Consider the following 25,933-nt stretch of genomic DNA (forward strand, 5'->3'; position numbering starts at 1 on the left):
TATCAAATTCACTTTATAATTCTTTCAAACTTCACCATAGAATAAGCCAATGAATCAAATTACAGGAACGATAGGGCGCTGGCAAGGCGCCGGGTTGATGGCCACCACTTTGCTTGGTACTGGGGTATTTATATTGCCGCAAATGACCATTGCTGTCGCCAATAGTGGCGCTTTACTGGCATGGGTTATTCTTACTGTCGCCATTTTGCCTGTGGCTGTGGTGTTTGGTTTGTTAGCTAGCCGTTTCCCCCACGCGGCAGGGCCTGCTTTTTTCATTGAGAAAGCATTTGGCACTACTGCAGGAAGAACCATTGGGTTAATTTTCTTGTTTGTGATTCCTATTGGAGCCCCTGCGGCCATTTTGATGACCTTCCAGTTTATGGATGCTTTGGTGTCTATTACGGGCTGGGGACAACTTGCTGCTGAACTTGCCATTGTGGTGGTGCTTTTGCTGCTAAATTACCGCGGTATTCAGGTTTCTGCTAAGCTGCAGTTTGCGTTGACGTTAGCGATTGTCGCAGTGGTTGCAGTGTTATTTGGCGCCAGTGGAACCAATGTCAGTGAAGTTGAAACTTTAGCGAATATAGCAACGCCTGAAGTCTCTACTGTGATGCTGGCAATGGGGATTGGCTTTTGGAGCTTTTTAGGAATCGAAGCCATGACACACTTGGCTAATGATTTTAAAAACCCTAAAAAAGACATGTTACCAGCGATGATGATTGGCACAGTGCTGGTGGGGATCATTTATCTTATTTGTACTCTATTGCTGCTAATGGTGCCGAGTGATAAACAAGGCTTAGCAATGATCCATGCCTTTGATGCTTTATTGGGCAGCTTTGTATGGCAAGGCATGGGAGCACAAGTCATTGGTATTTTAGGGATCGCCAGCGGTATTGCTACCGTTAATGTGTATTGCGCCAGTGCGGCCCGTTTGCTTTGGAGCTTTAGTAAGGAAGGTGTGCTGCCAAGTTACTTTAGTAAGCTCAATCAATTCGGCGTGCCTTTACGCGCCTTAATGACCATTTTAGTAACCATGGTAGTGGTGATTACGTTTACTTTTGTGACTGAACAAAAGCTAGAAGATTTGATTGCTTGGAGCAATGGCGTATTTGTGATTATCTACTTATTGACCATGCTGTCAGCGGTTAAATTACTCAGTAAACGCTTTTTACCCTTAGTGGTAGGCGGTTGTCTATTTTGTATCGGAGTGGGTATCGCTCTGGCTGAAAACATGTTGTATTCGTTTATTCTGGTATTGGTGGTAGCGCCATTTATGTATTGGCAAAAACAACATCAACACCGTAAGCAAGCGGCGTAATTTATTCAGTATCTTAATTAAAAACGGCAAAAATGATAAAAGCGCGACTCTGTTACTGGAGCCGCGCTTTTTTTGGGTATTGTTTTGATTTACGCCTTAAAAGGCTTAACGTTCTTCCATGGCGATATTACGCATTTGAATGACTTCACTGTGCTTTAAGTAAAGTAAGTCAGCAGTGCGGCGGATGATTTGGTCTTCATTACGGCATAATTTACCGTCAGAATAAGCAAGTTTCCACATACAAAGCAGTAATTTTTGCTTTTGTTCAATCGAGAATTGAGCGTTAATTTCAGCGGTAAATTCATATAACGAGGTCGCATTGCCTTGCACAAGCTTTGCTTCATCAATGAGCTCATTGGCTTCGGTGAGACTCATGCCTAAACTGCTACTGAGCATATCAGGCAACATTGCTACTTCTTGCTCGTCGAGCGTTTCATCGGCATACATGACTTCAAGCAATAAACTGGCCGCAGCAAGGTTAAGCTGTTTAGCTTGCTCTTCTGGGGTGATTGCTTGGGTGTGCGACTGTAAAAACTGTTTCAGTTTCGCGATCATATTGCCTCCTAAACGCCAGCAAGTGAGACGCATTATTATTGAACAAGTATAAGATAAGCTTAACAGAGACAATAATGCCGAGCGAATAGCTCGGCATTAATTAAAATTAATCCTCTATCGGTATCAAGCTTAAAGCAGTGAGCCAAGGCCTTTCATTAACAAATCAGTTGTCCCTTCAGTGCCATTGGTTTCTAAGTATGATTTAGCGATATCAACCATTGGAGCAACGTATTCTTTTTTAATACCTAACTCTTCAAACGCATCGTATACCATTGCTGCGCCTTCAAAAGATTTACCTAAATCACCAGCTTGAGATAGAAGACCAGACATACCGTCATCTGAAGATAAAGCGGGAACAGCAGATAAAAGAGCGTCAGCACCAGGGATACTGTTTGATAATTGACTGAAGTCAGAATCGCCTAAGTTAGACTGGGCAAGGCTTAGCAATGAACCTAAGCCGCCTTCAGCTTGGTCTTTACTCAGTCCAAGTTGTGACATCACATTGCCAACTAAATCAGCAGATTGTGCATCTGTAGTAGTTTCTACTTTTTCTACTTTCTTTTCTTCAGTGCCAAAAATACTGTCTAACCAACCCGCTTGTGCTGGAGAAGTAACTGCAAACATCGCAACTAAAAGACTTACTGCTGGGCTTAATTTCATCGTGGCCATCCTGTGGTTCATGTTGAATGATTAAAGGTTAGTTTTCGTGATCCTGTGACCATTTTAACGTTATTCACAAAAATGTGACAAATGATTTAACTAACTTTACGCTGCAACAATATCAATTGTGCAAAAACGCAGTTTTTTCGGTATCCTTAGCAGCATATTTGTCTTATTTAGATTATTGGAAATCCCATGTCATTGTCTGCAATTTTGACTGAAGCATATAATTTCTTTCGTAACCACGTGGCGCAGCTTGCGTCACTTACAGTGCCACTACTGTTAATTCAGGTCATGATCCAAGTTTGGCTTGGCGGTGAGCTGGCAGCACAAGCTGAAGTTGAGGTGCCACAATTTGGTGCTATTCACGGCGCTGCTATGATGGTGCTATTACTCATATTCTCGTTGCTTATTGCAGCGTTAACTCTATATCTGGAAGTTCGTTCACGCGGACACGAAGTCACCCCAGGTTTAGTACTGAAAAATAGCTTTACCTTTGTGCCACCACTTTTACTTGCCGGGGTATTCTCTGGTTTAGCTATATTAGCGCCAGTGATGTTATTTGCAGTATTTGGACCATTTTGGATTATTGGTTTAAGTATTAGTTTTTATCTGTTCGCACGTCTTGCTTACGTTAACTTTATGGTCATTGTTGAGCGTGTATCACCATTAGAAGCCATTAAAAGTAGCTTTAAGTTTTCGTCACCAATCGTATTGAAAACGATGATGATTTTAATGTTATATCTACCGCTTTCAATGGTCGGTGGCATCGTCTTACAGTTAACCGAGTTCGGTGGATTCCCGTTACGAGTTATTACTGATACCTTGTTCGCATTTTTAGGACTATTCGTTAACGTTGCGCTATTTAGATTGTATATGGTTAACCGTAATACAGATGAAAGTGAATCTGATACCACTGAGATCTAACTGAATAGTGAATGAAAGCAGAGGGGTAACCGCCAGTGTTAAATGATATTGAGTTTATTGGCGGCTTCTCAGCTGAAATAGTGGATGATTACACCAAAGCTAAAAGCTATGTCAGGGATATTCCAACCCAAGCTTTGGTGTTTGTTCGCAGCTTTACCCATCAAGTAACCTCATTGCTGGCAGAAAAACAGTCAGTAAAATTTAATAGCCCTAATCTCTATGACCGCATCGAACAGTTAAATCGCATGCGTTTTATTGATGTACCAACGACGCGTGCATTGCATCGACTGCGAAGTGACGGTAATCGTGGCGCGCATCCTGAAAAATACCATTTAACCCAAGATCAATTAGTCTCACTCGCTGAGAAAACCATCAAGAATATCTTGTCGTTAATTACCCTGCTTTACCCTAAAATCCATCGTAAAAAAGCGCCTGAATATCAGTTTGAAGCTTTTGACTCGTTTGTAGGTCGTGAACTTTGCTATCAAGCCGTTATGCATAATGATCATCAAGCTCAGTACTTAGTGGGTATGTCGCTTAAGTCAAAAGCATTAATGCAGCAAGAACAAGAGCAATCTCTTGATCAAGAAGCAGCTGAGCATGCTGAATCAGTCAGTACCTTCAAACAAGCCGCTAATTGGTTTGAATTGGCGTCAGATAAGCATCAACAAGCTTTGTTTGAGCACGGTGTTGCATTACTTCACGGATACAACGGCAGTAAAAATGCCGTAGCAGGTGAGCTTGCCATTGAACGTGCTGCTAAAGAAGGTGTGGTTGAAGCTAAAGCGTTATTAGGTTTCTTCTACTTAGTTGGCAGTGAAAACTTCAGCGTTGATTTAAGCGTAGCAGCTACATGGCTTGAAAAAGCGGCATTAGCTGAAAACACCGAAGCCATGTCTAACCTTGGCGTACTATATTATCAGCAGCAACAGTTAGACAAAGCCTTTGAGTGGATTAATAAAGCTGCGCAGGCTGGTTACCCCCATGCGCAATACCATTTAGCGCTAATGCTGTTTAACGGCGAAGGTTGCGAAGCTAACGCGAATACCAGCGAACATTGGTTAGCAGAAGCGGCAGAGCAAGGGCAACTTGATGCCATGTTTACCCGCGCTCAACACATGTTAAACGATGATTCTGGCTTAGGCGCTGATGTGTGTTTAGCTGAGCGTTATTTACGTGATGTCATTAACTACGGCCGCAGTGTACCTGCAATGATAGAGCTAAGTGTAGCGCTTGCTGATGGTGTATTTAAACGCATTGATGTGGTTGAATCGGCCTCATTGCTTAAACTTGCTAAACAATATGCTAATGATGAACAAGCCGAGATTATCGAACCGATTTGGCAATCGCTGCAAATTCAAATTGATAATGTCATCGCGCTTAAACCTAGCGATGAAGAGCTTAAATCTTTGGTTCATGCACAAGGCATATTGGCTTAATTTTGATCTTTGGGTAGTTAAGTTTAGATGTCTGGATGACCTTTTTAATTAATTTCTTCTACATGAAACAGATCAAGGTCGTGGCGCTTCGCCTCCGATCTTATGCAAAGAATGACGAAAGGGAAACAACAGCTTTTCCCTTTTCGATATCCCTAGCCTCTCCGGCGAAATTTAAAAAGCAAAATTTCCAACGGAAGTTATTTTAGCTTCTAATGCTGTCTGTAACCTGCTTCACCCATCTTCGAAAATCACTATCGCTTCCGATGGGGCGTCCCTTCCCCTCTAAAGCTAGCCAGAATCTTAAGTACAGGATGTACTAAATGCCTTGAAGCACATGGATGTGCGAGAAAGACCATGGCCAGACTCTCGCGATTTTCTTGATGAGCTCAATTGTTATGAAATTTCAGGCCGAATTCGAAAAGCTTTAAGGACTTATAGCTTAGTTCTATCTAGAAATAAGAGATGAACTTGCAGGCTAAATGGTCTCCGTTTGAAGTGTCCGAAAGTGTTAAGTGAATTTTAGTGAGCTCGGCAAGGATGCCGAGGTAGCCTTAGATTGAGCCATGGAAGGCGAATCTGAGGCGTTAGAAAATTCACTTATAAGATTGAGGGAATAACACTTCAATGGAGCGGGTGGGTGATCCAAGAGGGAGTTGCCGTTCACTCCCTTTTGGTCTGGTGTGGGCGAAGCACCACGACTTTAGGTTCAGAATGGGAATCGTTTATAATAGATAGTACATTATGAAATAATCCTAATAATTATTTTTAGTTGTTGATTTTATTGGGTTTGTATTAATTATCACGGAATGAAGAATCATTATGATTGCAAAAAGAACTGCGTTTATATTGGTGACATTGCTCCTAACCGCTTGTAAAAAACTGAAGACCAAATAAAAGAAGAGAAAGCAATTTATAATGAATGTGTAAGTAATGGTGTTAGGTATTTTAGAGAAATTAGATCTTTCCCAGCATTAAAAACTGCTCCCAACAAGGGGCGACATGCGATAACTGTTGCCCGTGAAAGGTGTGAAAGAGCACCGAAAACTGCATTTTCTAGTTGAGTAGTTAGTGTATAAATATCCAGTTTAATTATAAAAAACACCGCCATTTGGCGGTGTTTTAGTTTGAGCTATAAACTCTCAAAAGCTTTAATAAACATCATGGCCAATCAACCTCGGGGGAATCAAGGTTAACTGACCATATGAATGTTTAGTCCGGTTGATGCTCGAAAGTGCGTCCGCCAGACGATGGGTTCGAACGCTTAAACATCTCAGACTTATACAGCGACTGTTCGCGTTGTACATTCGGGTTACCTCGGTACACTTCATCTTGTTGTGAACGGTTGCCGAATATTGGCTGCATTTTAGGTGCTAGATATTTACGGCTTAATAAATTGAGCCCAATAAAGCTCACTAGCGCAAATACCAATAAAAAAGGTAGCAGTACAATCGATGTTATTCCGATGGCCACAATCGACAGTAATGCAATAAATGGATGCATAGTGCCAACACGCTGTTTGACCTGTGCTTGATTTACAAACTGATTAAAATTCATTGATGTTCCTCAATATGGATAGAGCGAGTATCAAAATGGCGATGGATACTGTTTCAACCTTTGATAAAATCACTTTTTAAAGTGATGACACTTTCAGTGTGCAATAAAAGCACTATTAACGTCACGTTAATCCTGATTAATGTTTGATCATGATTGCTACCTATGTAGAGGGTCAAATAACACAAATGTATGAATAGATAGAGTTCATGAGCATTATTTCAGCATTTCGATTTGAGTTTGTTTTACAGCCGTAGCGACACTTTCACAAATGATGTTTCTTAGCCACAAATGCCCTGGTGCTTGGCTATTGCGTTCATGCCATAACAACACATAAGCCATTGGCATAAATTCGAACGGTAAGGGTATTTCTTCTAGCGGATATAATTTTACAGCGTGACGCGCAAAGCTCGATGGCAGGGTAAATATCAAATCACTATGAGCGCAAATGCTTGCAGCACCATAAAAGTCAGGCACCGTGGTACTGATCTGACGCCGTAAATTTAAATTTGCTAAATGATAATCCAATGCCCACCAGTCATTGCCTTCACAACGAACCTGTACGTGCGACATACTTAAATAGGTATCTAAGTCCCATTTTTTGTTGCGGATCACGTCTAACATTGGATGACCTTTGCGCACTAAACAGACCTGTTTATCTTTGAATAATGTTTGGTGCTCTATGCCATCTGGAAGTTGTTCGATTTTCAAATCTGCTTGGGGGTGGGTATCACGCCCAGCAATACCAAAATCAATTTGGCCCAGCTGTAAATCTTGCATCGACTTTTCAGTCCAAACATAAGAGTCGAGTTTGACGTTGGGTGCATCATGTAAAATTCTGCCGATGAAATAAGGTAGTAACGTTTCATAGGCACTCTCGACCATAGAGAATGAAAAATGCTGGTGGCTACTGGCAGGTACAAAGGTCGGCGGCTGGGTGAGTTGATGCAAAGTTTGTAAAATTTGCGGCAATTGGTGCCCTAACTGAACAGCATGAGCAGTCGGTTTTAAACCGTGAGCCGTTCGCTGAAATAAAGGATCATCAAGGGTTACCCGCAAACGATTAAGACTTTTACTGAGCGCGGATTGGCTTAAGTGCAAACGACTCGCAGCACGGGTGACACTTTGCTCTTCGAGCAGGACTTGCAAGATGACCAGTAGATTTAAGTCAATCTTGGCAAGATTATCAATATTCATGTGATATTCCTTGACTGATATTCCTCTAGGGAAATTTACTTAGGAAATCATACCATTTCTATTCATACCATGAGTAGTCTAGAATGCGCGCCAGAATCAACATTTGAATTAAAGAAAGAGAATTGAACAATGAGACGTAATTTGTTGCCAACGCTGATGTTTATGGTGCTACTAAGCCCATTAGCCATCGATATTTACTTACCATCAATGCCAACCATGGCATTAGAGTATGGTGTGAGTGGCAGTCAGGTTCAGTCGACATTAGTGCTGTTTTTGTTTGCGATGGGCTTAGGGCAAATCCTGATTGGTCCTTTAGCGGATCGTTTTGGGCGTCGTCCTATCGCATTATTTGGTATTGTCCTTTATGGCGTCAGTAGTCTTATTGGTGCGATGGCGCAAGAGTTTGAAGTACTGCAATTAGCGCGAGTTTTACAAGGCCTAGCGGCTTGTTCAACCTCAATTGTGGTATTCAGTGCTGTACGTGACTGCTATAGCAGCAAAGAAAGCGTCAAAATGTATAGCTACTTAAATGGCGCTATTTGTGTGATTCCTGCTTTGGCACCAACACTAGGTGGCTTATTAGCGCTTCAATTTGGTTGGCGTTCTACGTTTATTTTTATGGCTCTGTACGCCATTATCGTACTTGCTATTGTATTAATTAAATTCCCAGAAACTCGTCCAGAGAACACCGATACCAGCGGTCCTTTATATCGTTGGGCACGTTATAAACCTGTGTTAAGTGATGCACACTTCTTGTTTTATGCTAGCACTTGTATGGTGGCTATGGCCTCTATCGTCACTTACGTATCGTATTCGCCAATGTGGTTAATTGGTGAGTTAGGAGTAAGTGAGCTTGCGTTTAGTGGTTTATTTGGCTTAAACGCTGCAGTGAATATTGCCGCTTGTTTTGCTGCGCCAGTACTCGTTAAGCATATTGGTAATCGTCCCGCTGTTGTTGTGGCACTGGGTATGATGTTATTGGCTGCCGCACTTGAAGTTGTGGTGCAATTAGTGGGGCCACAATCAGGTTTTGCTGCAGGTTTAGGCTTTATGCTGCCTATGATGCTGCTATGTATTGGCTTTGCTATTTTGCTCGGCCCTGCAACGTCAATGGCTTTATCAGCTTTCGGTGAAAGAGCGGGTACTGCAGCTGCCATGCTAGGTTGTATTCAAATGAGCGGTGCTTCAGTGTTAGCTGGTTTAATACAAATGACCGATATTACAGCCCCATATGCTGTTGCCATCTTAATGGGTGGGTTATCTTTATTACTACTGGTAATGATGTCACTTAAAAGCTTAAGCCATTTGCATATGGAACAAGTTCACCCAGAGCATTAAACCCTTTGCGATAAACTGATTTAAGGCAATGCCGTTGAATAATACTCAACGGCATTGTTGTTTCTGGCACAGTACAGCTAATTAGCGCTAAAATAGTCTTTCAAGGTGTGAATTTACAGTGATTGTTTAAAGCATAAAGATGTTCATAGAGGTGAAGTATTAGAGTTATCTGTGATGATTGTGGTTACCCAAAGACAACTTGTATTTGCGATAGTGTGTCACCTATGTCGATTAAGACAGGGGTGATTGTGCTTCAGCACCCATCTGAAGTTGAGCACGCTAAAAATACGGTGAAGTTATTGTGTTTAACCTTGCCTGCGACGAAGGTGGTGGTGGGGGAAACGGCAGATGACTTTGCTGAACTGCAAGTATATTTACAACAAGCTGGTAAACCGGTTTATTTAGTTTATCCGAGTGAAACCAGTCAAAGTGCAGCGGACTCTGAAGCTTCTGAAGAGTGTATTATTTTATTGATTGACGGTACTTGGCGAAAAGCTTTTAAAATGCTCCAGCTTAATCCGTGGCTATTAGAGCTACCTGCGCTGCATATTGAGTTTGAAGGTGTATCACAATACCGTATCCGTAAGGCAAAGCGCAGTGATAGCTTATCAACCCTAGAAGCGACAGCGTACATGCTTCAAGCTATAAGTCCATCATTGGACATAGCACCTATGTTTGCACCCTTTGATGCTATGGTGCAACATAAGCTAGATGCGATGCCTGCCGCAGTGCGTGCACGCTATGCTCAAGAAAAATAGCAGCAACAAAACAAGGAAGATAATGACGATGTTGAACCGCATGACAGCAATGGCTTTTATGAGTTTGATGCTAGCAATCTCTTTTACTGCAACAGCCAGTGATAAACCGCGTCTGACCTTATCTCAAAAGGCAGACCAAGGCAGAATTGATTCTAAAAAGACGGAGCAAGAACAGCTAGAAAAAGCCCGTAAAGCTGCAAGCGATACCACAAACCGCGAACAAGAAGTCCTAGCGCGTCAAGAGTCTGGCGAGTGGGAAAAAGAGCAGATAAAAAAGTCTCAAGCACAATTCAGTGAACGTGAGTCTCGCGCAGACAAATATCTACGCGAAGCCAAAGAGGCCGCTGCTAAAGAACGTAAAATCGAAGAGCAGGATTAACTGACGCAGGCTTTATAGCCCTCACTGTCTTCATCATAAACGAACTCTAAGTAATGCTTGATGCTGGCTAAACTGTCTTGGTGATAATGAGACACATACAGTAGCTGACTTAAGTTTTCCCTTGCGATTAATTCAAGCGTGTTTCTTACTAAGCGGATCCCTAAGTAGTCTAACCCTTGGTAAGGTTCATCTAATATCAGCAATGTGGGTTGTTTCACTAACGCGCGCGCGATGAGTAATAGTCGTTGTTGGCTGTAATCCAATTGCTTCATTGGGGTGTTGGCCAGCGACTCCATATGTAAAATGGTTAGCCAATCATGAGCCACTTCTTTTTGTTTAACACTGGCTTGTTGATACAGGCCGATAGAGTCATAAAACCCAGATAGAATCACCTCCATAGCACTGCAATTGACCCGATATTGCAGGTGCAATGCTGATGACACCATTCCTATGTGCTGTTTAATCTCCCAAATCGTTTCGCCACTTCCACGTTGCTTGCCAAAGATCTGGATATCGTTGCTATAGCACTGTGGATGATCACCGAAAATCAGTCCTAGTAATGTACTTTTACCACAACCATTAGGCCCTTTTACTTGCCAATGCTGACCATTATCAATCCGCCAGTTTATATCAGTAAAAATGGTTTTATCACTGTAAGCCACTTTGCCATTTTTAAGTTCAAAAACGGGGTTTTCAAACTGACTTTGATGTTGGTGACGCTGCATTAATGCCAGCATTAACTCGCTTTGTACCTTAGATTGAGACTTAATTTGTCCTATCACCGGATGACTGTTCCAGCTGGCTTTATCCATGATGCTGTCTAATTTACCGTGGCTGAATATCGCAATGCTATCTATCCATTGCGGCATGTCTTCTTCGCGGGAAAATATCACCATCATAGGGATATTGAGTTGAGCAAGATACGTCGCTAGAGATTGCCTATGTTCAACATCTAAACCTGCAAAGGGGTTATCTAGTACAAGAAAGTCGGGTTGTGATGCAATGGCGCGCGCCAACATGACTCGACGAGTTTCGCCGGTGGAGAGTTCATGAAACCCACGCTGTTGTAGATAGTGTAAATCCAGATCCGTTAATATTGAATTGACGAGGGTGTCTTTGTTATCGGTGCAGGCATGAACTTGTAGGCTAATGAGATCCATAACCGTACTGCCTTTATCGACCACGTTGGAAAAGTCGGTATCATCATTTTCAAGCTCTAAGGCCTGCAACCTTTGTTGTTCTGTTAACGATACTTGGGCGATGTTGTTAGATGATTTAGTGATACTTCCTGAGATAATGTCTAGTTTATGACTAGGATCATTTGGCTGACAAAGGGCATCGCCAATCAATGAACCAATATCGCTATGAGCGCAAAAAACGCCCCATGATTGATGGCAAATATGCCAGTCGGCAATATCAAGGCTGACACTGTTGGTTTTGGCTGTAAACTCATGAAACTTGATATCCATTAATTTCATCCTAGGTTTATTCGCTTTACTTAGCAAAAAATGACCATATCACTATTAATTTGAAGCATAACAAGGTGATGATAAAAGCCATAATATTGTTTATTTATAAGTTGGGCGATTGAGTCAGTAAACAAATCGAAACAATTTCTTAGGCCCTGCAATAACAAAATATTTAACAACTTCGGCTAGACCCTGTAGATTAAATCGCACAAAAACCATAATAACCATGGAAGATTTATGCGTCCCTCAATGATTGCGCTTTGTTTAGCGACACTATTAAGCCCTATTTCGGCTCCCGTTTTAGCGAACACTCCCGATGCGGCCAAGCTTACCGCAGATATAGAACAGAAAGTGATTGAGTGGCGCCGAGATTTGCATCAACACCCTGAATTATCGAATCGTGAATTTAGAACCAGCAAAGTGATTGCTAAACACCTTGAGTCTTTAGGCTTAGAGGTGCAAACAGGTATCGCTCACACTGGTGTTGTTGCCATATTAAAAGGGGCAAAACCTGGTCCGCTTATTGGTATTCGCGCCGACATGGATGCCTTGCCTGTCACCGAAGAAGTTGATTTGCCATTTGCATCGAAAGCCACCGATACCTACCGCGACCAAACTGTTGGCGTGATGCATGCCTGTGGTCATGACACCCATGTTGCAATGCTTATGGGCGTGGCAGAAAACTTAGTCAAGTCACAAGCGAGTCTTGCTGGTGATGTGATGTTTATCTTCCAACCTGCTGAAGAAGGCGCACCAGCTGGAGAAGAGGGCGGCGCTGAGTTAATGCTCAAAGAGGGACTATTTGCTAAGCGAACGCCAGATCAAGTGTTTGGTATGCATGTCACTTCAAGCTTGCCAACTGGTGTGATTGGACTGCGTTCTGGCCCTGCGATGGCGTCAGAAGACTCATTTACCATTACGGTTAAAGGTCGCCAAACTCACGGCTCTCGCCCTTGGGGCGGTGTTGACCCTATTGTGGCATCAGCACAAATCATTAATAGCGTACAAACTATTATTAGCCGTCAAGTTGATGTGACTAAAGCGCCAGCTGTTGTGAGCTTTGGCGCCATTAATGGTGGTATTCGCTCAAACATCATTCCCGATGAAGTAGAGCTGATTGGTACTATCCGTACCTTTGATCAAGATATGCGCGCTGAGATTAAAGTTAAGCTGGCTGAAATTGCCGAGCTTTCAGCTAAAACATTAGGCGCAACTGCGATTACTGAGATTGATGCTGGTTACCCTGTGACAGTTAATAATCCTAAATTAGTGGCTGACATGCGCCCAGTGATCCGCAGCGTAGTAGGCGAAGATAACTTGATTGAACCAGGGCTGATAACTGGTGCAGAAGACTTTTCTTATTACGCATTAGAAACACCGGGTTTGTTTTATTTTCTTGGGGTAACGCCTGAGGGGAAAGACCCTGCAACCGTTGCAAGTAATCATTCGCCATCATTTTATGTGGATGAAAGCGCGCTTAAAGTCGGCGTACAAACCATGACTCAAATCGCCTTAACTGCATTAGGCGCGACTAAATAGAACTCATTGTCGTACTTTACGATTTATAAAAAGGAAAAAATCATGAAACGCAGAATCGCCGCGTTAGTGGTATTACTGACAACTTGGGTGAGCATTAATGCTAATGCCACTACTCAAGAAGATGTGAATACGTTTACGTTAGATAACGGCATGAAAATAATGGTGCTGGAAGACAGCAGTATTCCCAATGCCAATATGTATTTATTTTGGAAAGTGGGCTCGCGTAATGAAGTACCTGGTATAACGGGGATTTCGCACTTTTTTGAACACATGATGTTTAATGGTTCTAAAAAATATGGCCCTAAAATGTTTGACCGCACGATGGAAGCTGCTGGTGGCGCAAATAACGCTTACACCACTGAAGATATTACTGTGTATACCGATTGGTTCCCAGCCAATGCGTTAGAAACCATCTTTGATTTAGAAGCAGACCGTATCGCTAATTTGGATATAAACCCTGAAATGGTTGAAAGTGAGCGCGGTGTGGTGCAATCAGAGCGCACTACAGGGCTTGAAAATTCAAACTGGCGTACCATTCAAGAAGAGGTGAAGAGTGCGGCATTCAGAGCGCATCCTTACAGTTGGTCAGTGATTGGACATGAGTCTGATATTGCCGCTTGGAGTTTAGAAGATTTACAGCAATATCATAAAACTTACTATGCACCGAATAATGCCGTGGTAGTGATTGCTGGCGATGTCAAAGTGGCTGAAGTGAAAAAACTCGCAAAGCAGTACTTTGGTGTTATACCTGCACAAACGCCACCTAAAGCTGTACGCACAGTAGAACCGCTGCAAAAAGGTGAGCGCCGCGTATTTGTTGAAAAAGCGTCAGTGAGCACACCCAATGTGATGCTGGCTTACCATGTGCCTTCAACAAAGCATGAAGATTACTACGCGTTAGATTTACTGAATACTATTTTCAGTGAAGGTAATAGCTCGCGTCTTTATCAAGGATTAGTCGATAAGCAAGTCGCTTCAAACGTGATGTCGTATTTACCAATGTCGTTTGACCCTAACTTATTTTACTTTATGGGTGTTGCCAATTTAGGTGTTGATGCTGTGCAACTTGAAGCCAATATGATTGCTGAAATCAATCGTATTAGCTTAGAAGGTGTTAGCCAAAACGAGCTTGAAAAAGTTAAGAATATTAAGCTAATGGACTTTTACCGTACTATGCAAACCATTAATGGCCGCGCTAATACATTAGGCCGTTATGAGTTGTATTTTGGTAGTTATGAAAAACTCTTCAGTGCGCCAGAAGCCTATAACAAAGTCACCGTTGAAGACATTCAGCGTGTTGCTCAAACTTATTTACGTAAAGCCAATCGCACAGTGGGTGTGTTAGCTGCAACAGAAGGAGCTGACCAATGATTTCATTATCAAGATTTAGCCAAAACACCACAGTGTCGGCCATTGCACTTGCTTGTACATTGGCGCTAACAGGTTGTGCAAGTACCAGTGATAAAACCAACACTGTTGATACCGGTAGCTTCAGCATGCCGCAGTACCAATCAATGACGTTAGATAATGGCCTTAAAGTGAATTTTATGGTGCAGTCTGAAGTGCCCATTATTAATGTAAACGCCGTTGTTCGAGCTGGTGCGGTGAATGACACTACCTCTGGCGTGTCGTACATGACTGCTAAAAGTTTAATGCTTGGCGCAGGTGGTAAAACCAAAGCCGAGATTGAGCAGACGATTGATTTTCTTGGTGCTAGCTTAGATACCGCTTCAGGCCGAGAAAGCACACTAATCGGTGCTGATTTTATGAGTAAAGATGTCGATACAGTTCTGGCGATAATGCAAGACGTACTAATGTCGCCTGACTTTGATAGTGTTGAATTTGAGAAGCTAAGACAGCGGGAAATTGTTGGCTTATCTCAAGCAAAAGAAAGTCCTCGCGCTGTGATTGGTCGATACTATTCTAAAATGGTCTTTGGACAGCATCCTTACGCTAACCCTACAACGGGCAATAGCACTTCGTTAGCCGAAATCAATATTGCTCAACTGCGCGCATTCCACAAAAGTTATTACCAGCCAAGCAACATGGCAATTAATGTCGTGGGTGACTTTGATGCAGCTGAAATGAAGGCCAAGCTAACCAAAGCCTTTGGTCATTGGCAAGGCTCTGAAAAAGCAGTGCAGCCGGATTTAAGTCAAGGTTTACCTAGCTTGTCGTCAAGCCGTGTGTTGTTGGTGGATAAGCCTGATGCTATTGAAACGACCTTTATTTTTGGTGGCTTAGGTATCAGTCGCGATAATCCTGATTATGTAGGGCTAACGGTAGTCAACACCATTTTAGGTGGCCGTTTTACCTCGTGGTTAAATGACGAACTACGTGTTAATGCAGGTTTAACCTATGGCGCACGCTCTGGCTTTAATGCGTTTTCTGATTCAGGTACTTTTCAAATCAGTACCTTTACCAAAACCAGCACAACAAAAGAGGCTATGGACTTAGCCTTAAAAACCTATGCACGTTTATGGGAGGAAGGCATAGATCAGCAAACCTTAGATTCGGCTAAAGCCTATGTAAAAGGTCAATATCCACCAAAATTTGAAACCGGCGGTCAACTTGCTGAGTTGATGGCTGATATGTATATCTACAAGTTTGATGATTCATTCATTAATGAGTTTCAAGCTAAGGTTGATGGCTTAACCCTTGAAGAAACTAAGCGTTTGATTCGCAATTACTTCCCGCAAGAAAACCTTCAGTTTGTATTAATTGGTAATGCAGCTAAAGTAGCTGATATCGCCAAAGAATATGGCGAAGTGACCCAAATTAATATGACGGACGTGGGTTTTGGTCAGTAACGGATAGCCTTACCATTGTGGTTAATATTTTGAATGCCTTTTATCTTTGATGAAAGGCATTTTTATTGCGTGATTCTAATGGTGCGATACTAAGTTCTAATTGAAAAAATAATCGCAATAAAATAGTGTTCTTGCTAGTGAACCATTTAAATGAAAGGTGTCGTTGTTGATGTGGTATCAAGCAGGTTTATCAAAGGGTAAATATCTCATCCTCTTAGTTATGGTGATTATAGGCATGATGATTGCCCCTAGAGCGTTGGCTGCAAAAGTCGAATTGAGTCAGTTTTGCCCTGTGCTTGATGGCGACTGGCAAGGTTCAGCAGCTAAAAATGGTGTCGCGCCTAGGCAAGTCACAACCTCTGGTATTTGCTCATCTGATAAACGAAATTTGATGCTCACGGTAAGTCGAGGTGACAGTAATCCAAACAGTGAAGTGTGGTGGTTTCGAACGCAAGGGAGTGACGTTTTGCTGACTTATACCGATGGAGTTGGTGAAGATAGAGAGCAGTTATTTAGCTTATATCAACGAGGTGATAGCTTTACTTTTCTTGGGAAAGGGCATTTAAATCAACGTCCTGCTTTAATTAGATTGCGGTTTGAACCTAAAGCTTCAACGACAGCAGTGCAGAGTGCTAATAAGACTGAGAATGGTTCTGTTACTTGGCTATGGCGCCAAAGCGCTCACTACCTTGATGATGATAGCGAGCAGTATCAATTAATTCGTGCGATTGAGCTGAGCCCTATTACCAACCCATAAATTGAATTAATTGGGCTACTCGGCACCTACATAATCTAGCTGACGCCACGCTTCGTAGCTGATAATCGCCACAGAGTTTGACAGATTTAAGCTGCGGTTACTGGCCGCCATTGGAATGCGTAAACGCTGGCTGGTTGGAATAGATTCAATAATTTCCATTGGCAAGCCACGGGTTTCAGGGCCAAATAATAATACATCGTCTTTAGCAAATTCGAGTTCACTATGAGGGCGGCTGCCTTTAGTCGTGCACGCCATTATGCGCTTGCCTTGCATCGCCTCAAGGAAGGCTTCAAAATTCTTGTGGCGAGTGATATTGGTTAAATCAGCATAATCTAAGCCAGCTCTACGAAGCTTTTTCTCTTCTAAATCAAAACCTAATGGCTCAATCAAATGCAGTTTTGCGCCATTGTTAGCACATAGGCGGATAATATTGCCGGTGTTTGGGGCGATTTCTGGTTCATAAAGAGCAATATTAAACATGGGCGTTACCTTGATTGAATGAGCTGGGAATTATACGCAAACATGCTTGGGTGTGAAAGTAATGATGGATTAAGTCAGCAGAAGCGACCTAATCCATCAAAACTTAGGGTCATTTTATGATAGGGCTTACTGACCTTTCATTTTAACCGGTAAAGTAATGAGTACCTTTAAGCCTTGAGGCTTAAGGTTACTCGCACTGATATGACCTTGGTTTAATTTGATAGCGGCATGGGTAATTGCCAGCCCTAACCCCCATCCTCCAGACTCGCGATCTCTTGCACTGTCTGGTCGATAAAAAGGTTTAAAGACCTCTTCTAATTCTGCATCATCAATACCTGGGCCATTATCACTGATAGTAATCAGTACGTTTTGTCGTTCTTGTATCGCATGAATGCTCACTGCGCTATCAGCATAACGAATGGCATTTCTCAGCACATTTTCAATCGCGCGTGATAATGACTTTGGATAATGATCTAAGCTGATAGATTCAGGAATATCAATATCCAGCTGTTTCTGCTGTTGCTCGGCTTCAAATTCTGCGTCATCAAGAACCTGGCTTAAGGATTCAGCCAGTTCTAAATGCACTAGGTTTTCGTTGTTACTGATGGTCACGCGAGATAAGGTGAGCAATTCAGATATCAAATCTTCTAATTGCTCAGCTTCATAGCCAATACGCTCAATTTCAATACTGCTTTGTTCTTTCTTACGCGCTAAAGCTAACGATAATTGTAACCGAGTCAGCGGCGTTCTTAGTTCATGGGAGATATCACCCATTAATCGTTGCTGATTGTTAATCATGGTTTCAATCGCATCGGCCATACTATTAAAAGCCTGTGCTAATTCACCAATTTCATCACCACGGTTAGCAACTTTGCTATCAACTCGACTAGATAAGTCACCTTCAGCAAGCGCGTTTGAGCTTTGTTTAAGCGAGCGAAGTGGTTTACCTAAATTCCACGCTAATAAACCGCACAACATGCCAGAGAGCATCATTGCAATGATGATAGTGAGTAATTTGTTATCGTTAAAAAAGAAAAACCAAGGCTTTGGATGGTTATCAGCAATACGGCTGTAAACCCGGTATTCACGCTCACCTGCGATAAACTTGTAAGGCCCAAAGATAAGCTCTGTACGAAATTGATGACTTATAGGTTCTTTATGGTCTTCACTAAGCAGCAAAAACTCACGAAAGGTACGAGGTACTTTTCTATGATTTATGACGCGGCTTTCATCATCGAGGATGTAAAATTTGAGAAATTTACCGTCAGGTGCACGGTGGCGGTTAAGTTTTTTTAGCGTCCGTGAGTCTTTTAATAATTCAGGTTCTTCAATGAAGTGTTTCGCAACACGCTTAAGTAGTTGCTCTTGCTTATGGGAAAGGGGTTGTTGATCGTGGCTTTGTTGCAGAAATGGCAATATCCCAACAAAGGCAATGATTAATGAGCTACATAACCAAAAGCCCAGCAGCAATTTAACAAATAAACGGTTTATCGAAGAAGGTGCTTTCATTACGGGATCCAGATATAGCCTTTACCACGAATGGTTTTAACTCTTGGGCGACCATCACTGCGCTCAGGTAATTTTTTACGTAAATTAGATAAATGCATATCTAAACTACGATCAAATGGCATGAGTTTTTTACCTAACACTGTTTCGCTCAACTGTTCTTTAGTGACTAAATCACCGGCTTGAGTAATTAAGCTGTGCAATAAAGAGAACTCAGTACCCGTTAAGATAATGAGTTGTTCATTGCAGTAAAGCTCTTGTCTGGCTTGGTCTAAACTTAGGTCACCAAACGAGATCGTATCTTGCTCACCACTTTCGGTTTGCGTTAAAGCTGAGCGGCGTAAAATAGCGCGCATACGTGCAATTAACTCACGGTCGTTAAACGGTTTTGGTAGGTAGTCATCAGCGCCAATTTCGAGGCCAACCACGCGGTCAATTTCATCACCACGAGCAGTTAACATGAGTACTGGGGTTTGCTTTTGGGTTCTTAGGGCGCGCAGCACTTCAAAGCCATTGAGTTTTGGCAGCATGACATCGAGTAGAATTAAATCAAAGTCTTGATTTTGGGCATAATCAAGGCCTTGTTGGCCATCAAATGCTTGGGTTAATTCAAAACCTTCAAGTACTAAAAGCTGTGCTAATAATTCTGATAAACCTGCGTCATCATCAACTAATAAAATACGACTCATTGCGATCCTCACTCTTTTATTAATTGCACTATATAACGAATGAGGATCCAAGTTTAGCAACATTGCACTCTTTTACATAAAGATGAGTAAGTGCAGCATAAATTTTGCTATGCCTTACCACTTAGCCTCACTATTTTTCTGCGACGTGATATTTTCCATCAGTGCGAATATATACCATTGCCCCTTGCGCAGACGTTGTCACGTTATGGCTGAATTTACCACTAGAGCCAAAATAACTGCCCGCGGTTAATCCCTTACTGTTTGGTGTTTCAACAGATTGATAGTTAAGGCTACCTTTGATAACAATGGCTCTAAACTCTTCAGCATCGCTTGTCAGTGTTCCGCTAAAGTTGGCTGGTAATTTTATCATTGCACCGCCGAGTTCCCCGACTTTGTTACTGCCCCATAATGAGGTTATTTCAGCACTATTTCCATTGATAGACTTCATGTCGGTTTGGTCTAGCCAAACAAGATTTGATTGATGAAGATTTATTGGTCGTTCGCCATTGTCAAATTGCTCACTAGATGGTTTAACCAAATAAGGGCCACTATCAATTTCAAGGAAGATGAGGTTGTCTTCGCCATTGGCTGCAGTGATGTGGTTCTCGCCAGCAGGTTGTGTCCAAAAAGAACCGGTTGGCATCCACATGGTTGCCGCATCGGGATCGTCATTATGCATTTTCCCCTCAATAACCACACCACGATAAGTAATATTATGAATGTGGGGAGGTGAGGAAAACCCTTTATTGAATTTCACTAACATACCCGTTGGCACATTTTGGGTGCGATCGCCCCAAAGGTTGGCCGCCCCAGGGCTTTTATCGCCACGAAGTGGGTTTAAATAACCCCAGTCAATATCAGCTGTCGTGATGACTTCAGACTGGGGGGAGGTTTCTGCAAAGACAGCGGTGGCAGGTAAAGTGCTGAATAAAATAGCCGGTAATACTGTGTGTAATAGATTCATGTTTGCGATCTCTGTCGGTGCTCAATATCGTGATTAAAATAAGATTTTTAAAATTAATCTCAAAGTATCAGTCAATTATAGTTGCTAAAGGAAATACAAAAAGGCCACTTGGTGAGAAACAGTATCAAACAAATCAGCATAATCCAGCACATCATAATTTCAATTATTACAAAATGTTATTAAAAACATAAATATTGATAATTTAACTTTTTGATTGTAGTTCTCCTATACTTTTCTCATCGAAATTAGCCCGACTTTATGAACAACAACTGGAGAGATAAATATGTCTGCACCTATGCCTTACCCAAGAACGTTTTCTCATATTGGTATTTCAGTACCTGATTTAGAAGCGGCAGTGAAGTTCTACACCGAAGTACTAGGTTGGTACTTAATTATGGAACCAACAGAAATTACTGAAGATGATTCTGCCATTGGCGAAATGTGTACGGATGTATTTGGTGCAGGTTGGGAGCGTTTTAACATTGCCCATCTCTCTACTGGTGACCGTATCGGCGTCGAACTGTTTCAATTCAAGAATCAAAAGAATCCAGAAGACAACTTTGAATACTGGAAAACTGGCGTGTTCCACTTTTGTGTTCAGGATCCTGATGTTGAAGGTTTGGCTGAAAAAATTGTTGCTGCTGGTGGCAAAAAACGAATGAAAGCACCGCGTTATTATTATCCAGGTGAAAAACCGTACCGCATGATTTACATGGAAGATCCATTTGGAAATATCCTAGAAATCTACAGCCACAGCTATGAATTACATTATGCCAGTGGTGCATATAAATAATATTCACAGGGGCTTATGGAGGCTATTAAGTTTTCGTAACCCCGCTTTCAATCTGTTAGACATCCTCAATTGTATCGCCGTTATAGGAACACACTATGTTTATCAATCATCCCAGTCGAAGAGAATTCATGAAGTTACTGGGTGTAAGTTTAGGGGCCGCTGCTTTGCCTATGGCATTAACGGGTTGTGCGTCTGCCACCTCGCAACAAGAGGCTACTGCTGAGGCCGCAGCAATGCCAGATTCACCTACACCGTATCCTAGAACCTTTTCTCATATCGGTATCTCGGTGCCAGATTTAGAGGCCGCAGTTAAGTTTTACACTGAAGTCTTAGGCTGGTACTTAATCATGGAGCCGACTGAAATTGTTGAAGACGATTCAGCCATTGGTGAGATGTGTACCGACGTTTTTGGTCCAGGGTGGGAACGATTTAAGATAGCCCATTTATCTACTGGCGACAGAGTTGGAGTGGAGTTGTTTGAATTTAAAAACCAGCAAAACCCTGACGATAATTTTGAATATTGGAAAACAGGTATCTTCCATTTCTGTGTTCAAGATCCAGATGTTGAAGGTTTGGCTGAAAAAATTGTTGCCGCTGGTGGTAAAAAACGCATGAAAGCGCCTCGTTACTATTACCCTGGCGAGAAGCCATATCGGATGATTTACATGGAAGACCCATTCGGCAATATTTTAGAAATCTATAGCCATAGCTATGAGTTAACTTACTCGGCTGGAGCTTACCAATAAAGTCTATTGGAAAACTAAATACAAAAAGCGAGTCTTACGCGTAAGACTCGCTTTAATAGCAAGGCTAATGAGCCTTGTATAGCAAGATTAAGACTTTTGCTTCAAGCGTTTAATCTTAACGATGACATAAGTTAACAAGATAGAGCCTAGAATCAAGCCTATAGAGAACACCACGTTTTGCAGCGCCATCGGGTTGATAACAAGCATACTGCCTAAACCTAACATCATAATACCCGACATCAGTTTAAGTACTTCGCCTTCTTTTTCCGTTAGCTTACGCTTGCCAAGGGTAGCAGCAAATACAATCACAATGGTTGCTAATGGAATAACGTAAATGACGTTATAAGCGATGAGATACATATAACGCTCAATGGTATCTAACCCCGAAATTGATAACACAGACGTGTAAATCATCGGGAAACCAGCAGTACAAAGTAACTCATAAGCGTTGGCCATAATAGCCAATAACGCAGAACCAAATATTAAGGTTGGTAAAGAGCTGGTTTTAGACAATTTACCCATCCGCTTTATTAAGCTGCCACGGTTTTCAACCGACATCGATAAGCTGACATCTCCCTTGCCATAGAAGAAGTCCTTTATGTTGACCAAGGCGGCCACCAGTGCAATTAATCCCGCACCTGTGATAATCCAGCCTCCGTCTCCACCACCAAGCAGTTGGAACAGGTTGAGCCATGCGCTCATAAAGATGAAGTAAATAAAGCCAGAGAAGAAAACGAAAATCCCGCCCACTAATAGCATGCGTCCACGGCTGCCCGCATTCACCATGATGCTTAATAAAAATAGCAAGACGAAGAAGGCACAAGGGTTAAAGGCATCGACGCCAGCTAGCACTAAGGTCAATACAGGTAGCGACATCTTTTCAGGTTGTACAGCGCCAATTAAAGGAATATCAACAGGCTGAACGTGGGGCTTTGAGTCTAGGTTTGAATGTTCGCCATTACTTGCTTCAAAGTCCATTCCGCATGTTCCCGCATCAGGATCGGCGCTGTCTGAACATGTTTCAAATAATGGCGCATCAGCAGTGGTTTTATCTTCATAGAAATCAGCCATGACATCTTTAAGATCTCCAGTACCGCCGTTTCTTTGATAACAAGCTTCAAGTCGTTCAAGTATATAGCGCCCAGTAACGTCGTGACTGTTATAACCAGTTATCGCTTCACCACAAACTGCAAAGTAAGGTACTGATTTAGGCTCTACTCCTGTTTTCTTACCTATAGCCATCAACTTATCGACATTACCTGGTTCGCTGATTAAGTAATCTTCGAGATTAATCCAGTTGTATCGCTCTGCTAAAGCATCGATAAAGGGATGTGCCTCACGACAATGGGGGCAAGTCTGCGACCAGAAAAAGTGTAAATTTACCGAGGGCTCACTGGTAGTTTTGTTGACCCAAATATCGGAATCGTTTGCGTGCGCTAAACCTGTTACTGACACTATCAGGCTGAATAAAATCATTATGCGGGTGAAAAACTTGCTCATCCATAACCTCAACTATAAACATCAAAAGAGTTAACCAGAATCACTACGTCGCCATTAGAAATATTAAGGCAGACTGAAGACGCTAGTGTTATCTCAGATACACAACTTATGCTTTTGTTCAGTATGGAAATGATTAGCTTTTATATACGTGAACTGGCTCCCATTCTGCTTTATAGAATAACTTTTATGTTCAAAATGGGATCTTTACATAGCTTTACCGACTCATAACCCTAACTGACATTGCATTGGCTAAACTAGCTTCATACCAAAAACGACTTCAAAGGATTTGCAGTTAGTGAGCTTGGTATAACAAGACAAAATTCTGTTAGCAGTGCTATTTAATCAATTTGATCAAGTGCTGGTAGCCATTCTTCAAATGATGAATTAAGCAAATATATAGGTGAGATTATGAAATCACGTTTAACAGTAAAAAACAGTTTATTAGCCCTAGTTGCTTCTTCTGCATTATTAGCAGGTCAAGTGTACGCAACAAGCACAGATACCAATACTCAAACTGAACAGACACAAGAAAAGGGTGAGCGAGCAGATGGTGGTAAGCACCACGGTAAAAGTATGCATAAAAGTGTTCGTAAAATGCTACGTTCACTCGATTTAACTGACACTCAACGCACAGATGTAAAAGCGATTATTGAGAAGTACAAAGAAGAGAAAGGCGAGCGTCCATCAGCAGAAGAACGTGCTGCACATAAAACTGAAATGCTAGCGCTTATCAGCAATGCTAACTTTGACGATGCCAAGGCTGATTCAATCATTGAAGCGAAACAGTTGAAGCAAAAAGAAGGCATGAAAAACTTCATGAAAATGCAAAATGAAATCTACCAGCTACTGACTGAAGAGCAAAAAGCGAAGTTTGACTCACGTTTTACCAAAGCTAAAGGTAAAGGTCGTGGTTAATTGTTAACTGACTCCGTTATACTGGAGGTTACTACTGCATTTATTTAGGCGTGATGACCTCTATTATGACAACAGATTCAGACTACGATTTTTGGGTTAAGTTAGCTAGTCGCGCAGCGGTAGCCACCGCGTTAATCCTTATTGTGATCAAATTGCTCGCATGGCTCTACTCTGGGTCGGCGAGCATGCTTGCATCGTTAACCGATTCGTTTGCCGATGCACTTGCCTCAATCGTTAATTTTATTGCCATCCGTTATGCTATTTTGCCTGCTGATGACGATCATCGTTATGGCCATGGTAAAGCTGAGCCATTAGCTTCTCTAGCTCAATCTGCCTTTATTCTTGGTTCTGCTTTCTTGCTGATGTTTTATGGCGGTGAGCGACTCTTTAACCCTGTTGAAGTTACTCATGCTGGTTTAGGCGTAGTTGTTTCGATAATTGCCCTTATCATGACCTTTGCGTTAGTACTTCTTCAAAAGAAGGCCTTAGCTAAAACCAACAGCACTGTGGTTGAAGCTGACTCACTGCATTATAAATCTGACCTCTTTTTAAATGGTGCAGTGTTACTCGCTTTGGTACTGGCACAATATGGCTGGTGGTGGGCCGATGGTTTATTTGCGGTATTGATTGCTTTATACATAGGTCATCAAGCAATAGATTTAGGTTATCGCTCTATTCAGTCTTTGCTTGATCGTGAGCTAGATGAAGCAACCCGTGAAGACATCATCGCAATTGTTAAGCAAGATCCTAGAGTGAATGGCTTACATGACTTACGTACTCGACAAGCGGGTAAGACCACGTTTATCCAGTTTCATATCGAGTTAAAAGGCTCATTACTATTACGTGAAGCCCATGAAATAACCGACAACACTGAGAAACGTTTATGTGAAGCATTTGATAGTGCGGAAGTGATTATTCACCAAGACCCCATCGATTAGCCTGTTAAATCAGTTTGCTTCTCAGTATGTGACCTGGATTATTAACATAATAAAGCCGCTTCATAATGATTGTTAGCGGCTTTTTCATGTCTGTTTGAGCAAGATAGGCTAATAACCTAGCTGTTTAAATTGTTTAACCGCGAGTGAAACAATATTGTCGATACTGTTATCGACATTAACAGTGACGACTAAGTTTTCTTGGCTAGGATCTTCAAGGGTAGCAAACTGGCTATCGACCATGTTTTGTTTCATAAAGTGGCCACTTCGAGCCTGCATTCTTGCCAAGATAAGCTCGTAACTGCCTTGTAGATATAGAAAAGCGACTTGTTGGTTACCTTCTCGTATGGTGTCTCGGTATTGTTGTTTTAATGCAGAGCAAACAATGATGGCCGTTTCATTTTTTGATTCGATACTGTATGCGGCATCACGAACACGCTCTAACCACGGTGAGCGATCATCATCGTTTAATGGCTCGCCACGGGCCATTTTTTGAATATTAGCTCGTGGATGTAGGTCGTCACCATCAATAAATTTCGCATTCAAGCTATTTGCTAACTTTTCGCCAACGGTGCTTTTACCACAAGCACACACACCCATCACAATAATGGTTTTACCGGTCATTTACGTACCTCAAATCAGGGTTGATCTATATACTTTAGCCGTTTCGAAAGTATATCTCGAAGCTGAGTGATAGTACCGCGTTGA

25 protein-coding genes are annotated in these 25,933 nt (G+C 42.0%); 14 read left to right on the forward strand and 11 right to left on the reverse strand.

Features of this window, described 5'->3' with window-relative positions; all coding sequences use genetic code 11:
• Positions 1-49: 49 nt before the first annotated feature.
• Positions 50-1,318, forward strand: a complete 1,269-nt coding sequence (gene yjeH / locus K5Q58_RS07220; protein ID WP_220753274.1) for an L-methionine/branched-chain amino acid transporter — start codon at positions 50-52, stop codon at positions 1,316-1,318.
• 105 nt (positions 1,319-1,423) lie between these two features.
• Here yjeH and K5Q58_RS07225 read toward each other — a convergent pair whose 3' ends face one another.
• Positions 1,424-1,873 (reverse strand): TerB family tellurite resistance protein, encoded by a 450-nt coding sequence (locus K5Q58_RS07225; RefSeq protein WP_220753275.1) that lies wholly within the window; start codon positions 1,871-1,873, stop codon positions 1,424-1,426.
• 129 nt (positions 1,874-2,002) lie between these two features.
• Positions 2,003-2,533, reverse strand: coding sequence for a DUF2780 domain-containing protein (locus K5Q58_RS07230; protein ID WP_220753276.1), 531 nt, complete (start codon positions 2,531-2,533; stop codon positions 2,003-2,005).
• A gap of 195 nt (positions 2,534-2,728) precedes the next feature.
• On the opposite strand from K5Q58_RS07230, the gene K5Q58_RS07235 reads away from it, so the two are divergent.
• Positions 2,729-3,460: a hypothetical protein gene (locus K5Q58_RS07235; protein ID WP_220753277.1), complete on the forward strand. Its 732-nt coding sequence runs from the start codon at positions 2,729-2,731 to the stop codon at positions 3,458-3,460.
• A gap of 35 nt (positions 3,461-3,495) precedes the next feature.
• Positions 3,496-4,899: a tetratricopeptide repeat protein gene (locus K5Q58_RS07240; RefSeq protein WP_220753278.1), complete on the forward strand. Its 1,404-nt coding sequence runs from the start codon at positions 3,496-3,498 to the stop codon at positions 4,897-4,899.
• A gap of 1,209 nt (positions 4,900-6,108) precedes the next feature.
• Here the strand turns inward: K5Q58_RS07240 and K5Q58_RS07245 are convergent.
• Positions 6,109-6,453, reverse strand: coding sequence for a hypothetical protein (locus K5Q58_RS07245; RefSeq protein WP_220753279.1), 345 nt, complete (start codon positions 6,451-6,453; stop codon positions 6,109-6,111).
• A 213-nt stretch (positions 6,454-6,666) separates the two neighbouring features.
• Positions 6,667-7,647, reverse strand: coding sequence for a LysR family transcriptional regulator (locus K5Q58_RS07250; RefSeq protein ID WP_220753280.1), 981 nt, complete (start codon positions 7,645-7,647; stop codon positions 6,667-6,669).
• 129 nt (positions 7,648-7,776) lie between these two features.
• Between K5Q58_RS07250 and K5Q58_RS07255 the strand changes: the two genes are divergently transcribed.
• From K5Q58_RS07255 to K5Q58_RS07265, 3 genes are all read left to right on the forward strand, one after another.
• The gene (locus K5Q58_RS07255; protein ID WP_220753281.1) at positions 7,777-8,985 is read left to right on the forward strand and encodes a multidrug effflux MFS transporter; all 1,209 of its coding nucleotides are present in this window, start codon (positions 7,777-7,779) and stop codon (positions 8,983-8,985) included.
• Between the two features lie 158 nt (positions 8,986-9,143).
• A complete protein-coding gene (locus tag K5Q58_RS07260; protein WP_220753332.1) occupies positions 9,144-9,743 on the forward strand; it encodes a tRNA-uridine aminocarboxypropyltransferase in 600 nt (199 codons plus the stop codon).
• 28 nt (positions 9,744-9,771) lie between these two features.
• On the forward strand, positions 9,772-10,122 hold the full coding sequence (locus K5Q58_RS07265) for a hypothetical protein (protein WP_259651271.1): 351 nt from the start codon (positions 9,772-9,774) through the stop codon (positions 10,120-10,122).
• Here K5Q58_RS07265 and K5Q58_RS07270 read toward each other — a convergent pair.
• Complete coding sequence (locus tag K5Q58_RS07270; RefSeq protein ID WP_259651269.1) at positions 10,119-11,591, reverse strand: ATP-binding cassette domain-containing protein; 1,473 nt, start codon at positions 11,589-11,591, stop codon at positions 10,119-10,121. The two genes, K5Q58_RS07265 and K5Q58_RS07270, sit on opposite strands and share 4 nt — an antisense overlap.
• 249 nt (positions 11,592-11,840) lie before the next feature.
• Between K5Q58_RS07270 and K5Q58_RS07275 the strand changes: the two genes are divergently transcribed.
• The 4 genes from K5Q58_RS07275 (at position 11,841) to K5Q58_RS07290 (ending at position 16,697) form a co-directional block, all read left to right on the forward strand.
• Positions 11,841-13,130 carry an amidohydrolase gene (locus K5Q58_RS07275; protein ID WP_374758484.1) on the forward strand — a complete coding sequence of 430 codons (1,290 nt, stop codon included), beginning with the start codon at positions 11,841-11,843 and terminating at the stop codon, positions 13,128-13,130.
• Positions 13,131-13,172: 42 nt separating this feature from the next.
• Complete coding sequence (locus K5Q58_RS07280) at positions 13,173-14,501, forward strand: pitrilysin family protein (RefSeq protein ID WP_220753284.1); 1,329 nt, start codon at positions 13,173-13,175, stop codon at positions 14,499-14,501.
• Positions 14,498-15,940, forward strand: coding sequence for a pitrilysin family protein (locus K5Q58_RS07285; protein WP_220753285.1), 1,443 nt, complete (start codon positions 14,498-14,500; stop codon positions 15,938-15,940). Before K5Q58_RS07280 ends, K5Q58_RS07285 begins: the two co-directional genes overlap by 4 nt.
• Positions 15,941-16,109: 169 nt before the next feature.
• Positions 16,110-16,697 carry a hypothetical protein gene (locus K5Q58_RS07290; protein WP_220753286.1) on the forward strand — a complete coding sequence of 196 codons (588 nt, stop codon included), beginning with the start codon at positions 16,110-16,112 and terminating at the stop codon, positions 16,695-16,697.
• 15 nt (positions 16,698-16,712) lie between these two features.
• Here K5Q58_RS07290 and trmL read toward each other — a convergent pair whose 3' ends face one another.
• The 4 genes from trmL to K5Q58_RS07310 all read right to left on the reverse strand — a co-directional run bounded on the left by trmL (position 16,713) and on the right by K5Q58_RS07310 (position 20,336).
• Positions 16,713-17,177, reverse strand: a complete 465-nt coding sequence (gene trmL, locus K5Q58_RS07295; protein ID WP_220753287.1) for a tRNA (uridine(34)/cytosine(34)/5-carboxymethylaminomethyluridine(34)-2'-O)-methyltransferase TrmL — start codon at positions 17,175-17,177, stop codon at positions 16,713-16,715.
• Between the two features lie 126 nt (positions 17,178-17,303).
• Positions 17,304-18,686: an ATP-binding protein gene (locus K5Q58_RS07300; protein ID WP_220753288.1), complete on the reverse strand. Its 1,383-nt coding sequence runs from the start codon at positions 18,684-18,686 to the stop codon at positions 17,304-17,306.
• On the reverse strand, positions 18,686-19,372 hold the full coding sequence (locus K5Q58_RS07305) for a response regulator (RefSeq protein ID WP_220753289.1): 687 nt from the start codon (positions 19,370-19,372) through the stop codon (positions 18,686-18,688). Before K5Q58_RS07305 ends, K5Q58_RS07300 begins: the two co-directional genes overlap by 1 nt.
• Positions 19,373-19,502: 130 nt before the next feature.
• Positions 19,503-20,336, reverse strand: coding sequence for a DUF4437 domain-containing protein (locus K5Q58_RS07310; protein ID WP_220753290.1), 834 nt, complete (start codon positions 20,334-20,336; stop codon positions 19,503-19,505).
• A gap of 283 nt (positions 20,337-20,619) precedes the next feature.
• On the opposite strand from K5Q58_RS07310, the gene K5Q58_RS07315 reads away from it, so the two are divergent.
• Complete coding sequence (locus K5Q58_RS07315; RefSeq protein WP_174567600.1) at positions 20,620-21,129, forward strand: lactoylglutathione lyase family protein; 510 nt, start codon at positions 20,620-20,622, stop codon at positions 21,127-21,129.
• A gap of 233 nt (positions 21,130-21,362) precedes the next feature.
• The gene (locus K5Q58_RS07320) at positions 21,363-21,875 is read left to right on the forward strand and encodes a lactoylglutathione lyase family protein (RefSeq protein WP_055025412.1); all 513 of its coding nucleotides are present in this window, start codon (positions 21,363-21,365) and stop codon (positions 21,873-21,875) included.
• Positions 21,876-21,962: 87 nt separating this feature from the next.
• Here K5Q58_RS07320 and K5Q58_RS07325 read toward each other — a convergent pair whose 3' ends face one another.
• Positions 21,963-23,375: a cytochrome C biosynthesis protein gene (locus tag K5Q58_RS07325; protein WP_080914632.1), complete on the reverse strand. Its 1,413-nt coding sequence runs from the start codon at positions 23,373-23,375 to the stop codon at positions 21,963-21,965.
• A 408-nt stretch (positions 23,376-23,783) separates the two neighbouring features.
• Here K5Q58_RS07325 and K5Q58_RS07330 point away from each other — a divergent pair, with 408 nt between their 5' ends.
• Positions 23,784-24,290, forward strand: coding sequence for a Spy/CpxP family protein refolding chaperone (locus K5Q58_RS07330; RefSeq protein ID WP_220753291.1), 507 nt, complete (start codon positions 23,784-23,786; stop codon positions 24,288-24,290).
• A gap of 65 nt (positions 24,291-24,355) precedes the next feature.
• Positions 24,356-25,228 carry a cation diffusion facilitator family transporter gene (locus K5Q58_RS07335; RefSeq protein WP_220753292.1) on the forward strand — a complete coding sequence of 291 codons (873 nt, stop codon included), beginning with the start codon at positions 24,356-24,358 and terminating at the stop codon, positions 25,226-25,228.
• 108 nt (positions 25,229-25,336) lie between these two features.
• Here K5Q58_RS07335 and K5Q58_RS07340 read toward each other — a convergent pair whose 3' ends face one another.
• Entirely contained in the window at positions 25,337-25,849 is a 513-nt protein-coding gene (locus tag K5Q58_RS07340) for a gluconokinase (protein ID WP_220753293.1), read from the reverse strand.
• Between the last annotated feature and the right edge of the window lie 84 nt (positions 25,850-25,933).

Source organism: Shewanella sp. KT0246 (assembly GCF_019654955.1).
Taxonomy (GTDB): domain Bacteria; phylum Pseudomonadota; class Gammaproteobacteria; order Enterobacterales; family Shewanellaceae; genus Shewanella; species Shewanella goraebulensis.